The sequence below is a fragment of the Streptomyces sp. NPDC001406 genome, assembly GCF_042895285.1.
Taxonomy (GTDB): Bacteria; Actinomycetota; Actinomycetes; order Streptomycetales; family Streptomycetaceae; genus Streptomyces.
Genome location: NZ_JBIAWG010000018.1, coordinates 11,217 through 25,454, shown reverse-complemented (window position 1 = coordinate 25,454; position 14,238 = coordinate 11,217). Strand labels below are relative to the sequence as shown.

11 protein-coding genes and 1 tRNA gene are annotated in these 14,238 nt (G+C 72.7%); 5 read left to right on the top strand and 7 right to left on the bottom strand.

Features of this window, described 5'->3' with window-relative positions; all coding sequences use genetic code 11:
* The first annotated feature begins 11 nt into the window (after positions 1-11).
* Positions 12-845, top strand: a complete 834-nt coding sequence (locus ACFY1J_RS35845) for a triphosphoribosyl-dephospho-CoA synthase (RefSeq protein ID WP_390708406.1) — start codon at positions 12-14, stop codon at positions 843-845.
* Here the strand turns inward: ACFY1J_RS35845 and ACFY1J_RS35840 are convergent.
* From ACFY1J_RS35840 to ACFY1J_RS35825, 4 genes are all read right to left on the bottom strand, one after another.
* Positions 820-2,037 (bottom strand): MFS transporter, encoded by a 1,218-nt coding sequence (locus ACFY1J_RS35840; protein WP_390732657.1) that lies wholly within the window; start codon positions 2,035-2,037, stop codon positions 820-822. The genes ACFY1J_RS35845 and ACFY1J_RS35840 overlap by 26 nt on opposite strands.
* Before the next feature lie 67 nt (positions 2,038-2,104).
* Complete coding sequence (locus tag ACFY1J_RS35835; RefSeq protein WP_390708408.1) at positions 2,105-3,481, bottom strand: PLP-dependent aminotransferase family protein; 1,377 nt, start codon at positions 3,479-3,481, stop codon at positions 2,105-2,107.
* A 127-nt stretch (positions 3,482-3,608) separates the two neighbouring features.
* Positions 3,609-5,075 (bottom strand): aminopeptidase P family protein, encoded by a 1,467-nt coding sequence (locus ACFY1J_RS35830; RefSeq protein WP_390708409.1) that lies wholly within the window; start codon positions 5,073-5,075, stop codon positions 3,609-3,611.
* Positions 5,076-5,848: 773 nt separating this feature from the next.
* On the bottom strand, positions 5,849-7,258 hold the full coding sequence (locus ACFY1J_RS35825; protein ID WP_390708410.1) for a PP2C family protein-serine/threonine phosphatase: 1,410 nt from the start codon (positions 7,256-7,258) through the stop codon (positions 5,849-5,851).
* Between the two features lie 612 nt (positions 7,259-7,870).
* Between ACFY1J_RS35825 and ACFY1J_RS35820 the strand changes: the two genes are divergently transcribed.
* Positions 7,871-8,536: a bifunctional DNA primase/polymerase gene (locus tag ACFY1J_RS35820; protein WP_390708411.1), complete on the top strand. Its 666-nt coding sequence runs from the start codon at positions 7,871-7,873 to the stop codon at positions 8,534-8,536.
* A 56-nt stretch (positions 8,537-8,592) separates the two neighbouring features.
* On the top strand, positions 8,593-9,147 hold the full coding sequence (locus tag ACFY1J_RS35815; RefSeq protein ID WP_390708412.1) for a hypothetical protein: 555 nt from the start codon (positions 8,593-8,595) through the stop codon (positions 9,145-9,147).
* A 244-nt stretch (positions 9,148-9,391) separates the two neighbouring features.
* Here the strand turns inward: ACFY1J_RS35815 and ACFY1J_RS35810 are convergent, their stop codons facing one another.
* From ACFY1J_RS35810 to ACFY1J_RS35800, 3 genes are all read right to left on the bottom strand, one after another.
* Positions 9,392-10,357 carry a DUF5926 family protein gene (locus ACFY1J_RS35810; RefSeq protein ID WP_390708413.1) on the bottom strand — a complete coding sequence of 322 codons (966 nt, stop codon included), beginning with the start codon at positions 10,355-10,357 and terminating at the stop codon, positions 9,392-9,394.
* A gap of 115 nt (positions 10,358-10,472) precedes the next feature.
* Positions 10,473-11,111, bottom strand: coding sequence for an ATP-binding protein (locus ACFY1J_RS35805; RefSeq protein WP_390708559.1), 639 nt, complete (start codon positions 11,109-11,111; stop codon positions 10,473-10,475).
* 208 nt (positions 11,112-11,319) lie between these two features.
* On the bottom strand, positions 11,320-12,147 hold the full coding sequence (locus ACFY1J_RS35800; RefSeq protein ID WP_390708414.1) for a glycerophosphodiester phosphodiesterase: 828 nt from the start codon (positions 12,145-12,147) through the stop codon (positions 11,320-11,322).
* 288 nt (positions 12,148-12,435) lie between these two features.
* On the opposite strand from ACFY1J_RS35800, the gene ACFY1J_RS35795 reads away from it, so the two are divergent.
* A complete protein-coding gene (locus ACFY1J_RS35795; protein ID WP_390708415.1) occupies positions 12,436-13,935 on the top strand; it encodes a S1C family serine protease in 1,500 nt (499 codons plus the stop codon).
* A 63-nt stretch (positions 13,936-13,998) separates the two neighbouring features.
* Positions 13,999-14,085 (top strand) — tRNA-Ser (locus tag ACFY1J_RS35790).
* Positions 14,086-14,238: the final 153 nt, after the last annotated feature.

Below are 14,238 nucleotides of genomic sequence, written 5' to 3'. Positions count from 1 at the left end.
CATGAGCAGCCATGAGTAGCCGCGAGGACGACGCGCTGGCGCGGGCCGCCGTGGACGCGCTCACCTCTGAGCTGGCACTGTCACCGAAACCGGGGCTGCCCGACCCGCGCGACCTCGACGCCCGTCCGACCCGCCGGGACCACGGTTCCCTGCGCTGGTCGGCCAGGGCGCTCGTGCCCGGCCTCGCGGCGATGGCCGCCTCCGCCCGCCGCGCCGGGCGCCCCACCCAGGCGCTGCGGGCGGAACTGGGCGCCATCGGGCGGTGCACCGAACACTCGGTGTCCCTGGCGGGCGGCGGCCACCGGGGCGCCCTGTGGGCGCTCGGCCTGCTGGTCGCCGCGGCCGCCCTCGACCCCGGGGCCAAGGCCTCGGAAGTCGCCGCGAACGCCCGGCGGATCGCCGCGTTCACCGACCGCGGCGCCCCGCGCCGGCCGTCGCGCGGATCCACCGTCTCGGCCAAGTACGGCGCGGCCGGCGCCCGGGGCGAGGCCAGGGCCGGATTCCCGCACGTACGGCGGGCGTTGGAGGCGTTGGCGGCGGCCCGCTCGGCCGGTGCCACCGAGGCACAGGCCCGCCTCGACGCCCTGTTCACCGTGATGTCCACCCTCCAGGACACCGAACTGCTCCACACCGCGGGCCCGTTCGGACTGCGCCAGGTCCAGGCGGGCGCCCGCGGCATCCTGGAGGCGGGCGGTACGGCGACGGAGGCGGGCGCGGCGGCGCTGGCCGCTCTCGACGCCGACCTGCACGCGCGCGCGTGGAGCCCCCGCGGCAGCGCGGGGCTGCTCGCGGGGGCGCTGTTCCTGGACTCGCTGCCGGTCAGCCCACGAGCACGGGCCGCGTGATCTCCTCGGAGGCACGGCCGGCGGCCCGTCGCGTCGCCGGCCCCATCGCGTACGACGCCGCCAGCGTCGCGCCGCCCAGCAGCAGCCAGCCCGGGGTGCCCCACTCCACCAGCAGGGAGGTCAGCACCAGCGGGCCGAGGGTGCGGGCCACCGTGACGCCGGTGCCGAAGAAGCCCTGGTACTCGCCGATGCGGTCGGCCGGGGCCAGGTCGAACGACAACTGCCAGGAGCCGGCCGACTGCCCCATCTCGGCCACCACCTGGAGCGCCGCCCCGGTCACCAGCAGGACCGCGGCCACCCACGGGGAGGCCCCCGCCGTCAGCGCGAACACCGCGCACGCCGCCAGCATCACCCAGCCCGAGCGCCGCACCGCCCACGCGGCCGACGCGAGGCCCGTGACCCCGCGCGCCATGCGCACCTGGAAGGCCATGACGGCCCCCGTGTTGAGCACGAACAGCGCGGACACCAGCCAGTCGGGCGCAGCCGTCCGCTCGGCGATCCACAGGGGCAGCCCCAGGCTGAGCAGCGGCATCCGCAGCAGCAGGACCGTGTTGAGAAGGGTGACGACGACGTACGGGCGGTCGCGCAGCACCCCCGGTTTGCCGCCGCCGTCACGTTTCCGCGGGGCCCCGGGCACCACGGAGGGCAGCCGCAGCAGCAGCCCCGCGCACAGCAGAAACGTCACGGTGTCCAGCGCGAACACCGCCAGGTACGCCGCCCGCGTCCCGGCGTGCAGCGCGAGCCCGCCGATGCCCGCGCCCACCGCCAGACCGGCGTTGAGCGTCGACTGCAGCCGTGCCAGCAGCCCGGTGCGCTCCCCGGCCGGCACCAGCCCCGCCAGCAGCGCCTGCCGGGCCGCCGCCAGCCCCGACTGCGCGGAGGCGTAGGCGCACGCGGCGAGGACGAACGGCACGAAGCCGCGCACGACGAGGAAGGACGCCACCGCCAGCCCCGTCGCCAGCGCCAGCAGCACCGCCGTCCCGCGCGCCCCGCGCCGGTCCGCGAGCCGCCCCAGCGGCACCCCCACCAGCGAGCCGACCGCCCAGCCGACGGTCAGCCCGAGCCCCACGCGCGCGGGGGCGAGCCCCACGACACGGGTGAAGTACAGCGCCGACGTCACGTAGTAGGCGCCGTCGCCGATGGAGTTGGTCAACTGGGCCAGTGCCAGGACGCGCTGCGGACGGTTCGTCATACGACGACACTAGAAGCACGTTGGACCCGTCAACAGGCCCAATGTGAAGGCCCTTCGGTGGTCCAATTCAGGCCCCGACCAGCACCTTCGCCAGCACCTCCAGCGCCTGCGGATACACCCGCTCCCGAGGCGTGCCGTAGCCGACGACCAGGCCCTGCTGCCGTTCCTCGCCGGGTGCGGCGGGTGTGTGCCAGTGGTCCCCCAGGCGGCCGAGGGCGAGCCCCTCCGCCTCCGCGCGCGAGAGCACCTCCGTCTCGTCCGTGACCTCCACCAGGGCGTGCAGCCCGGCCGCGATCCCGCGCACCTTCCGGCGCGGGCCCAGCCGGTCCAGGAGCTGGTCCCTGCGGCGCCGGTATCTGAGCCGGCACGCGCGCACGTGGCGGTCGTAGGCGTGGCTGTCGATGAGCTCGGCGAGCGCCAACTGGCCGATGGACTCGGTGTGGTGGTCGCTGTGCAGCTTGGCGTCCGCGACCGCGTCGGCCAGGTGGGGCGGCAGCACCATCCAGCCCAGCCGCAGCGCGGGGCCCAGGGTCTTGGAGGCGGTGCCCAGGTACACCACCTGGCCCGGTGCCATGCCCTGGAGCGCGCCGACGGGCTGACGGTCGTAGCGGAACTCCCCGTCGTAGTCGTCCTCGACGATCAGGCCCCCACGCGCGCGTGCCCAGTCGCTGAGCGCCCGCCGCCGCTCCGGGTGCAGGGTCACGCCGGTCGGGTACTGGTGGGCGGGCGTGACGACCACGGCGGCCGCGTCGCCCAGCTCCTGCACGCGGGCCCCGCGTTCGTCGACGGGTACGGGCACCACCCGGCCGCCGTTGCGCCGCACCACCTCCCGGTGGAAGGGCAGCCCGGGGTCCTCCATGGCGACGGCGGCGCCGTCCAGCACGCGCGTGAGGAGCGCGAGGCCCTGTACGTACCCGGAGGTGATCACGATCCGCTCCGGCGGGGCGATCACCCCACGTGCCCGCCCCAGGTAGCCCGAGAGCGCCGTGCGCAGTTCGATCCGGCCGCGCGGATCGCCGTAGTCGTACGCCAGTGAGGGTGCCGTCGCGATGGCGCGGCGCAGCGCTCGCAGCCAGGCCGCCGCCGGGAACGCCCCGACGTCCGGGCTGCCGGGCCGCAGATCGAAACGGGGCGCACGCGCGCGTGCGGCCGCCTCCGGCGTACCGGCGTCGACGGAGGGCAGCGAGGCCACCTGGGTGCCCGAGCCCTGCCGTGCCGTCAGATATCCCTCGGCGACCAGCTGGTCGTACGCCGCCTTGGCCGTGCCGCGCGAGATTCCCAGCTCGGACGCGAGCCGCCGGGTCGCCGGCAGCCGGGTGCCGGGCGCCAGCCGCCCGTCGCGCACGGCGTCGCGCAGCGCCCGCTCCAGCCCGACCCGGCGTCCGTCCGCCGAATCGGGCTCCAGATGCAGATCCACCCCGACACCGGACCAGAAGTCGTCCACGAGAACCCTCCCCCTAGGCACGTGAATGGCCGGGTACCGCACAGGTACCCGGCCATCAGTGTCGTATCAGTCGTTGATCCGCACTATAGGGCTTTGCTCAGCCCCGCGGTCAGCGCTTCGGCGATGCTCAGCCCTTCAGCGCCGCCATCCACGCCTCGACCTCGTCGGACCGGCGCGGCAGGCCGTCCGAGAGGTTCCGGTTGCCGTCCTCGGTGACCAGGATGTCGTCCTCGATGCGGACGCCGATGCCCCGGTACTCCTCCGGCACGGTCAGGTCGTCCGCCTGGAAGTACAGGCCGGGCTCGACCGTGAGCACCATGCCGGGTTCGAGCACGCCCTCGACGTACGTCTCCGTCCGCGCGGCCGCGCAGTCGTGGACGTCCATGCCGAGCATGTGCCCGGTGCCGTGCAGGGTCCAGCGGCGCTGCAGACCGAGCTCCAGGACGCGCTCGACCGGGCCCTCGACCAGGCCCCACTCGACGATCTTCTCGGCGAGCACGCGCTGGGCGGCGTCGTGGAAGTCGCGGTACTTGGCGCCCGGCTTCACGGCCGCGATACCGGCCTCCTGCGCCTCGTACACGGCGTCGTAGATCTTCTTCTGGATCTCGCTGTACGTGCCGTTGACCGGCAGCGTCCGCGTGACGTCCGCGGTGTACAGGGTGTGCGTCTCCACGCCCGCGTCCAGCAGGAGCAGGTCGCCGGAGCGGACCGGGCCGTCGTTGCGGACCCAGTGCAGGGTGCAGGCGTGCGGGCCGGACGCGCAGATGGAGCCGTAGCCGACGTCGTTGCCCTCCACCCGCGCGCGGAGGAAGAAGGTGCCCTCGATGTAGCGCTCGGAGGTGGCCTCGGCCTTGTCGAGGACCTTCACCACGTCCTCGAAGCCGCGCACGGTCGAGTCGACGGCCTTCTGCAGCTCGCCGATCTCGAACTCGTCCTTGGTCAGCCGGGCCTCGGAGAGGAAGACGCGCAGCTCCTCGTCGCGCTCGGCGGTGACCTTGTCGGTGAGGGCCGCCTCGATCGCGGAGTCGTAGCCGCGCACCACGCGGACCGGGCCGGTGGCCTCCTTCAGCTTCCCGGCCAGCTCGCGCACGTCGGCGGCGGGGATGCCGAGGAGCGCCTCGGACTCGGTGAGCGAGTGCCGGCGGCCGACCCACAGCTCGCCCTGGCCGGAGAGCCAGAACTCACCGTTCTCACGGTCGGAGCGCGGCAGGAGGTAGATCGTTTCTTCGTGGCCGTCCGCGGTGGGTTCCAGGACCAGGACGCCGTCCTCGGTCTGGTTGCCCGTGAGGTAGGCGTACTCGACCGACGACCGGAAGGGGTACTCGGTGTCGTTCGAGCGGGTCTTCAGGTTGCCCGCCGGGATCACCAGGCGCTCACCCGGGAAGCGGGCGGACAGGTCGGCGCGGCGGCGCGCGGTGTGCGCGGCCTGCGCGATCGGCTTGAGGTCGCGCAGCTCGGTGTCGGCCCAGCCGGACTTCATGTTCTCGGCGAGCTCGTCGGAGACGCCCGGGTACAGGCCGTTCTTCCGCTGCTTGATGGGCTCCTCGGACTCAGTTTCCGGGGTCTCCGGAGTGAGCTCGTCGGCCACGGTCATCCTCCTCGATACGGCACGGTCCCCCCGAACCCTCGGCGATCTCGGTTCCGCTCGAGCAGGGGGACCCCCATCATCGTACGGTCGTACCGGGGTGGCCCTGGGCGGGAAGAGCTGTTATGCCCACGCATGCGAACCACGCGGGTCCTGCTCGGCCGCAGCGACGTGCTGCTCCGCCGGGCTGAAGGGACGTGCCGCCCTGTCGGCCGCAGCGACGTGCTGCTCCGCCGGGCCCGAGTGACGTGCTGCCCTGTCGGCCGAAGCGATGCGCTGCTCCGCTCGGCCGAAGCGATGTGCTGCCGCGTCCGGCTCAAGCGTTGTGCCGCCGCGCTCGGTCCAAGCGATGCGCTGCTCCGCCGGGCCCGAGTGACGTGCTGCCCTGTCGGCCGAAGGGACGTGCTGCCGCGCTCGGCCGAAGCGATGTGCTGCCGCGTCCGGCTCAAGCGTTGTGCCGCCCTGCTCGGTCCAAGCGATGCGCTGCTCCGCCGGGCTGAAGGGACGTGCTGCCCTGTCGGCCGAAGGGACGTGCTGCCGCGTCCGGCCGAAGCGTTGTGCCGCCGCGCTCGGTCCAAGCGATGCGCTGCTCCGCCGGGCCCGAGTGACGTGCTGCCCTGCCGGCCGAAGCGATGCGCTGCCGCGTCCGGCCCAAGCGATGCGCTGCCCCGCCCGGCCGAAGCGAACCGTTCCGCCCCTTCAGCCGCCGCGAGCCGTGCCGCCCCCCTCAGTCGAAGCGAACCGTTCCGCCCCCCTCAGCCGCAGCGAACCGTTCCGCCCCCTCAGTCGAAGCGGGCCGCCAGCAGGACGATGTCCTCCTCGCTGTCCGCCGCGTCCAGGCCGTCCGGCAGTACCGTGCGCAGTACGTGGTCGGCGATGGCACCGGGGTCGCGCCGCAGGGCGCGGGGCACGCTCGTGGCTGCCGCGTGCAACCGGGCGAAGGCGCGGTCCGTGGGGTCTCCGGTGCGGTGCAGCAGCCCGTCGGTGTAGAGCAGAACCGTCTCTCCTGCTTCGGCCTGGAACTCCACGCTGGGCGCCTCCCAGCAGGCGAGCATCCCCAGGGGCGCGGATACGGAGGTCTCCGCGAACTCGGTGCGCCGCTCGCCGATCAGCAGCGGCGGGCTGTGGCCGGCGCCGGCCAGGGTGACCTTGCGCAGCGCGGGTTCGCAGTAGGCGAACAGGGCGGTGGCGGAGCGGGCCGGCTCGGTCAGACGCAGCAGCAGCTCCAGGTCGGACAGGACCGCGACCGGGTCCTCGCCCTCCATCACGGCGTACGCCCGCAGGGACGCCCGCAGCCGGCCCATGGCGGCGACCGCGCTGGGCCCCGACCCGGTCACCGAGCCGACCGCGAGGCCGAGCGCGGCGTCGGGCAGCGGCAGCGCGTCGTACCAGTCGCCGCCGCCGCGCGGGCCGGTGCGGTGCCGGGCGGCGAGCTGGACGCCGGCCACCCGGGGCAGCCGGGACGGCAGCAGTTCCTCGGCGATGGTGGCCAGGCACGCGCGCGTGCGCGCGACCTCCAGCAGCCGGGCCAGGTGTTCGGTGGCGTAGCGGACGTACAGGCCGGCGAGATGGCGCCGGCGCTCGTGCGGTTCGGCGGGCTCGTCGTAGAGCCACACGGCGGCGCCCAGGCGGCCGGCGGCCTCGGTGGACAGCGGCAGGGCGTAGCTGGCGGCGTAGCCGAGCCGGGCGGCCACCTCGCGGTGGCGGGGGTCGAGGCCGTCCTCGGCGAACAGATCGGGGTGGACGATCTCGCCGTCGGCGCCGGGGAGTGCGGCGGCCGTGTCGAGAAGCTCGCCGTACGACATCGCGCCGCGCGGCACGGTCTCGATGTGGCCGAGATCGGCGCGGCCGAGGCCCAGGCCGATGGTGGTGTCGGGGCCGAGGCCGTCGGCCGGTTCCAGTACGACGAGACCGCGCCGGGCGCCCACGAGGGCGGCTCCGGCGCGCAGCAGTTCCTGGAGCGCTCCGTCGAGTGAGTCCGTACGGGCCAGGCGCTCGGTGAGTTCGTGGAGGGTCGTGAGATCCGAGACCCAGCCGGCCAGCCGGTCCTGGAGAAGGGCGCCCGGCGCGGGGGAGTTCGGCGCGGGGACGGGGGCGGTGCCCGGGACGGGAGGTGCGGGCGCGACAGTGTGTGCGGGCGTGGGAACCGTTGAATCGATTCCGGCCACTTTCGAATGCTGAGGGGCGTTCATGGTGTCCGGCCTTCAGACCGGTGCGTATTGCTCAAAAGCATCGCAAACCCCCATGTCATTCTGCGCCGCCGGCGGTGTCTCCACATGTACACGCACTCGTGAGGGGATGTCCAGCATTGTCCTGCCGGGATTCCTGGTGTCCGTGGGCCTCTTGTGGGTTTCTTCCGGACCCCTTGCGGAAAAGCAAAGTTGGCTTAAAACTGCCTCGGGTATCGGTTCATTGCGGTCGACTGGGTTTGCTCCACAGAGCGTCACGACGGTCGAGATGGGTACGTACTCGGAGAAGGCCAGGGGTGGTTGGGGACCCGCCCGGAACCTGGCGGTGGACCCGGGCGTCTTAGCCACCGACGACCGTGCCCCATCCTCCCGTGGCGGAGGCGGAGAGAAATACCCGGAACGGCAAAACGCCAGACTTCGCCACCCCACGCCGCGGCCGTGCTTTTGATAGACGCAGTATGGACGTGAACGCGGCCAACGCTCGACCCCTTGGGGTTCCCCTCGCTCTGGGCGGGGGCGTGATGCGCCATTAGGTACGCACAGTGAAGTGATCGACACATGATGTGATGTGGTCCACGGTGTTGCCAGCGGTGCAACGGAAAGGAACGAGCGCTCATGCGCGAGATCCTCGGAAGGCGACGCAGGCTCCTGTCCAAGCGGAAAGACGGGAGGCCTGAGATGCTCAAGTCGGCCCTGACCTTCGCGACGGAATGGCAGTGGCCCGTACTCCCGGGTGTGGCTCCGGACCCGCAGGGGCGGGCGCGCTGCGCGTGCCCCGACCCGGAGTGCACGGTGCCGGGCGCGCACCCCTTCGACCCCGGCCTCCTCGCGGCCACCACCGACGAGCGCATGGTGCGCTGGTGGTGGACCAACCGGCCGAACGCGCCCATCGTCCTCGCCACCGGCGGCAAGGCCCCCTGCGCGGTCAGCCTGCCGGCCCTCGCGGCCTCTCGCGCCCTCGACGCACTCGACCGGCGCGGTATGCGCCTCGGTCCGGTGATCGCCTCGCCCACGCGCTGGGCGCTGCTCGTCAAGCCGTACTCCATGGAACAACTGGGCGAGCTGCTGTACGCCAAGGACTTCGTCCCCGGCTCCCTGCGCTTCCACGGCGAGGGCGGCTATCTCGCGCTGCCCCCGTCCGAGACCGGCCTGGGCGCCATCCGCTGGGAGCGTGCTCCGCTGCCCGGCTCGGCCTCGCCCTGGGTGCCCGACGTGGAGGCCGTGGTGGACGTGGCGGTCGACGCCCTCACTCGTACGGGTGTGAGCGCACCCGAGTTGTAGGGGTGTCGGGCGCGCGCGGGACCGGCCGCCCGCCCTCGGTCGTTATCTTCCGGTACATGAACGTTCGTCTGCTCGCTCTCGCGGGCGTCGTGGCCTGCGTGGTCGTACTGCCGCTGACCGTGGCGTCCGCGGGACAGGTGGGCGACCCCGCGCGGCCGGTGGCCGACGGGGCTCGGGCCACCGTGCGGACCTCTCCGGACGACGACGCCAAGATTCCCTCCGCCGCCCCCGGCAGTTCCCCGCGGCTGCTCGGCCTGGGCCTGGCCACCGCCACCCGCTGCGGCCTGGAAGTCTCCTCCCCCGACGGTGTCGAGGCGCAGACCTGTGTCCTGACCCAGGGCGAGGACACCTGGGCGCGCACCTACTACCGCAACGCCACCGGCAAGGCACTGGACTCCCTGCTGAGCCTCATGGGGCCCGGCGACCGCACCATGCAGATCCGCTGCGCCGCGGGCGCCGACGACGAGCCCGCCACCTGTGAGACCCCCAGGGAGCACACCCGGGGCGGCCTGGACGCGTACACGGCCGTCGCGGAGTTCGCGGAGCGCGGCTCGGGCGGGCCGCTGCTGCTGCGCTCGGGGAGCAACTACGCCGCCTCCGACGGCAGTTGACGGACGGCTGCGTTCCGTACACCGGCGCCGGGCATGGAAAGGCCCGGTTGCTGGCGACGGGGGATGCACCAGCAACCGGGCTATTGGAACGGTAACAAGAGATCGGCGGTTAGCAAATTCGATCTCGGCTATTCGGACACCGATTGGCCTGTCCCGACGGGGAGTTGTGACAGGAGTCACCTGACGTGACCGGCTGACAGCGGCTGACCGGTCGGTCAGCCGCCGCCCCCGGTGGACCCGTATGTCAGCTGAGCGTGACCTGCCGGTTGGTCAGGCCGCCGCGTGCCCGGCGCTCTTCGGCGGTGAGCGGCGCCTCCGAGGCCAGCGCGGCGGCGAGGCGCTCGGCGAACTCGGCGGCCGGCTTCTCCACGTCGTCGGCCGTGACACCGCTCGGCAGGTCCCAGACCGGCACGGTGAGCCCGTGGGCACGGAAGGAACCGACCAGCCGGGTGCCCTCGCCCAGGCCGGAGCGGCCCGCCGCGTGCAGCCGGGCAAGAGCGTCCAGAAGCTGCTCCTCGGGATGCGGCATGACCCAGCGCAGGTGGTTCTTGTCCGGGGTCTCGCACCAGTACGCGGCGTCCACACCGGTCAGCTTCGCCGTGGGGATGGCCGCGGCGTTGGCCCGCTCCAGGGAGGCGGACACCTCCGGTGTGGCGTTCTCCGGGTCCGGGACCCAGAACTCGAAGCCGCTGTGCACAACTGGCTCGAACGCGCCTTCGGGGTCGAGCAGGTCCTGCAGCCGCGGACCTTCGGCCGGGGCCCGCCGGCCCTGGACGGGCGTGCCCGGTTCGGCGGTGAGGGCGCGCTGGAGGGTGTCGGCCAGATCGCGGCTGATGTCACCGGACGCCGTGTCGTTCTGCAGGCCCAGCAGGACCGAGCCGTCGTCGCGGCGCAGCGCCGGCCAGGCCATCGGCAGCACCGTGGCGAGCGTGACCGAGGGGACGCCCTCGGGGAGGCCGCCCTTCAGGTGCAGTTCGACCGTGGCGGCGGGGACCAGCTCGCGCAGCGCCACCCAGTCGCCCTCGCCCGGCAGGCCCTCGAAGGGGCGGTGCACCAACTCGGTCGCGGCGTGCGCGGCGGCCCGGCCGTGGCACGCCTTGTAGCGCCGGCCGCTGCCGCAGGGGCACGGCTCGCGGGCGCCGACGACCGGGATCTCACCGTCCGTGAGCTGAGGGCGCTTGGCCTTGGTCTGGGGTCGCTTCTTGGCCATCGTGGGTGTCTCCCGGTTACGGCTCTCGTCTCGTACGGGCGGGAGCCTAGCCGTTTGCGCCATCACCGACGGGGACCTGGGGAAGGCGCCGGAATGGCGACCACCGCCGCCGGGTTCAGTCCAGGTCGTCGAACGCGTCCGTGAAGTCCAGGCCGGGCATCGCGGAGACCACGGGGGCCGTGACGCGCGTAGCGAAATCGTCGCGACGGTGTCTCGCGTCGGGGTCGTGCACGTCCTCGTGGACCACGACCCACACCGTGACCTCGCCCCGGGCGTCGTCCCTGACGCCCCAGTCGTCGGCCAGCGCCGTGATGATGTTCAGCCCCCGGCCGCCGTGCGCGGTCACCGACGGAGTGGCCGGAGCCGGACGCGTGGGGCCGCCACCGTCCGTCACCTCGACGACGAGCCGGCCGCGCGGGTCCACGCGCCATGCCGCCCGGACATCGCCGTCCCCGGCCGAGGCGTCGCCCAAGGGGCGCCCGTGTTTGCACGCATTGCTCAAAAGTTCCGAAAGGATCAGTACGGCATCGTCGATGACCGAGTCCGATACGCCACCCATGCGCAACTGATCACGCATCCGGTGTCTTGCTTCCCCCACGCCCGCAGGGCCATGGGGTACGGCCATGCTCGACGACGTGGGCACCTCCTGTGCCACCACCAACGCCACCCCCGAGACCTCCTTTGCCCCACGCCACGGTGTGGATGCCCCATTGGCCTGTACCGGAAACCGGCCAATCCAGGTCCGGTGACGTATTCGCAACGTTCGAACACGGAGCGAACGCGCCGGTGCACTCCCTGTAATGGTGTGGCTTGATTTCGTTGGTGTGGCCGAGAACGGAGGATGCTTCAGCGGACCGGCCGGGTCAAGAGCCGCGGAACGGTCCTTACGGGGCTCTTGACTTCCACCAGGGCTCTTTTACTTCCGCGCACCGCCCGGGCACGCCTCGTGCGTCAGCGGCGGATCAGCCGCGGAGCTGGCGCAGCACCGCGCGCGGGCGGTTGGTGATGACGGCGTCGATGCCCAGCTCGACACAGAGGTCGACGTCCTCGGGCTCGTCCACGGTCCACACGTGCACCTGGTGGCCGGCCCGCTTCAGCCGCTCGATGTAGGCCGGCTGGTTGCGCACGATCCGGATGGACGGACCCGCGATCCGCACGCCCGCGGGCAGCCGCCCGTCGCGCAGCCGGGGCGAGACGAACTGCATCAGATAGACCGTCGGAAGGGTCGGCGAGGCCGCCCGAACCCGGTGCAGCGAGCGGGCCGAGAAGCTCATGACCCGTACCGGCGACTTGGCCGCGGAGGGCGGGGCGTCCAGCCCGAACCGCTTCAGGAGCAGCAGCAGCCGCTCCTCGACCTGTCCCGCCCAGCGCGTGGGGTGCTTCGTCTCGATGGCCAGCTCCACCCGGCGCCCGGCGTCCGCGACCAGCTCCAGCAGCCGCTCCAGGGTGAGTACGGAGGTGTCCGCGCGGTCCTCCGGGCGGTACTCCCAGTCGGGCTCCTCGTCCCGACCGCGCCAGGTCTCGCGCTTCTTCCAGGAGCCGAAGTCCAGGGCGGCGAGTTCGGCCAGCTCCAGGGCCGACACGGCCCCGCGGCCGTCGGACGTCCGGTTGACCCTCCGGTCGTGGACGCAGACGAGGTGGCCGTCCGCGGTCAGCCGGACGTCGCATTCAAGGGCGTCGGCACCGTCCTCGATCGCTTTCCGGTAGGCGGCGAGGGTGTGCTCGGGGGCGTCCTCGGAGGCTCCTCGGTGGGCGACGACCTGAATGTGGTGCTGTCGTGCGTGGGTCACCGCGTCATGGTGCCACCACCGCGGGGTACGCGTGGTGCCATGGGCGCGTACGTGCGACGAACAGGCGCATGGACCTCGCCGCGGAATGGAGTTTTTATCCTAAAAGTCCTATATAAAGGTTGACGCCATACCCACAGCCACCGCTTATGGTGCTCTGACGGCCCGTGGGAAAAGCTGACGACAGACAAAAGCACATGCACAGCTGCATCGCGCCGGACCGTCGACAAGCGTGAACGAGCGTGACCGAGTGCGACCGAGAACAACAGCCGTGGACCTAGGAGAAGAGCTGTGAGCACCGAGAACGAGGGCACCGCGGTACCCCCGGCCCCGTCCGCACCTCCCGTGCCGGTGGCATCTCCCGCTGCTTCCCCGCAGGCAGCCGCAGCCGACGGGGGCGCACCCACCACTCCACTCCCGACGACACCTCCGGGCGCCCCGGAGCAGGGCGTCGCGCCGGCCGCGCACGCCCCCGCCGGCCCGTCCGACGGGCCGCAGGGCCCCGGCCCCGCCCCGGACGGCTCCTGGCCGCCCCCGCCCCCGTCCCCCAAGCTCTCAGCTTCGTTCGAGCAGGGGGGACCCCCATCGCCGTCCTACGCGGACGGCGGCGCCGGAGCGGGTTCCGGCGGCTGGGGCTCGTCGTACCAGCAGCCCGCGCCGAAGCCCCGCAACGGGCGCGGCGGCATGGTCGCCGCGGTCCTGGTGGCCGCGCTGGTCGCGGGCGGCCTGGGCGGCGGCCTCGGGTACACCCTGGCCAGGAACAACGACGACACCGGCTCGACCACCGTCTCCGCCTCGGACAGCAGTGCCGCGCAGGTGAAGCGCTCGCCGGGCACCATCGCGGCGGTAGCCGCCAAGGCCCTGCCGAGCACGGTCACCATCGAGGCCGAGTCCACCAGCGGTGAGGGCGGCACCGGCACCGGGTTCGTCTTCGACACCCAGGGCCACATCGTCACCAACAACCACGTGGTGGCCGACGCCGTCGACGGTGGCAAGCTGACCGCGACGTTCCCGAACGGCAAGAAGTACGACGCCGAGGTCGTCGGCCACGCCCAGGGCTACGACGTCGCCGTCATCAAGCTCAAGAACGCCCCGTCCGACCTCAAGCCGCTCGCCCTCGGCGACTCCGACAAGGTGGCCGTCGGCGACGAGACGATCGCCATCGGAGCGCCCTTCGGCCTCTCCAACACGGTGACGACCGGCATCATCAGCGCCAAGAACCGCCCGGTCGCCTCCAGCGACGGCAGCGCCACCAGCAAGGCGTCCTACATGAGCGCCCTGCAGACAGACGCCTCGATCAACCCGGGCAACTCCGGCGGTCCGCTGCTGGACGCATCCGGCGCGGTGATCGGCATCAACTCCGCGATCCAGTCCAGCAGCAGCGGCGGTCTGGGCGGCTCCGGCCAGTCCGGTTCGATCGGCCTCGGCTTCGCCATCCCGATCAACCAGGCCAAGTACGTCGCCCAGCAACTGATCAAGACCGGCAAGCCGGTCTACGCCAAGATCGGCGCGTCCGTCTCCCTGGAGGAGGGCTCGGAGGGCGCGAAGATCACCGACACGGGCGCCAGCGGCGCGGCGGCGGTCGAGTCGGGCGGTCCCGCGGACAAGGCGGGCCTCAAGCCCGGCGACGTCATCACCAAGCTCGACGACTCGGTGATCGACTCCGGCCCGACCCTGATCGGCGAGATCTGGACGCACGAGCCCGGCGACAAGGTCACGATCACCTACAAGCGGGGTGGTCAGGAGCACACCGTCCAACTCACCCTGGGTTCCCGCGCGGGCGACAACTGACCCGCACGCGCCCGCGCCAACCGGTTACTCTTGTCCCCGCGTCGCCGATCCCGGCCGACGCGGGGAGGCGTGCCCGAGCGGCCGAAGGGAACGGTCTTGAAAACCGTCGTGGCAGCGATGTCACCGTGGGTTCAAATCCCACCGCCTCCGCAGCACGTGTAGGACTCCGAGAGCCGGGGGGGGGGGGCCCGGGGCCCCCCCCCCCCCCGGGCCCCCCCCCCCCCCCCCGGGGGGGAGCGGAAGAAGATTTAAAGGGTAGTGGGCGGGGGGGCCCCCCCCCGGGGGGGGGGCAAAAAAACAAAA

Excerpts from the sequence above, each read along its gene's own strand:
- ACFY1J_RS35825 (WP_390708410.1), bottom strand. The coding sequence starts at position 7,258 with ATGAACGCCCCTCAGCATTCGAAAGTGGCCGGAATCGATTCAACGGTT.
- ACFY1J_RS35820 (WP_390708411.1), top strand. The coding sequence starts at position 7,871 with ATGCGCGAGATCCTCGGAAGGCGACGCAGGCTCCTGTCCAAGCGGAAA.
- ACFY1J_RS35810 (WP_390708413.1), bottom strand. The coding sequence starts at position 10,357 with ATGGCCAAGAAGCGACCCCAGACCAAGGCCAAGCGCCCTCAGCTCACG.
- ACFY1J_RS35815 (WP_390708412.1), top strand. The coding sequence starts at position 8,593 with ATGAACGTTCGTCTGCTCGCTCTCGCGGGCGTCGTGGCCTGCGTGGTC.
- ACFY1J_RS35845 (WP_390708406.1), top strand. The coding sequence starts at position 12 with ATGAGTAGCCGCGAGGACGACGCGCTGGCGCGGGCCGCCGTGGACGCG.
- ACFY1J_RS35840 (WP_390732657.1), bottom strand. The coding sequence starts at position 2,037 with ATGACGAACCGTCCGCAGCGCGTCCTGGCACTGGCCCAGTTGACCAAC.
- ACFY1J_RS35830 (WP_390708409.1), bottom strand. The coding sequence starts at position 5,075 with ATGACCGTGGCCGACGAGCTCACTCCGGAGACCCCGGAAACTGAGTCC.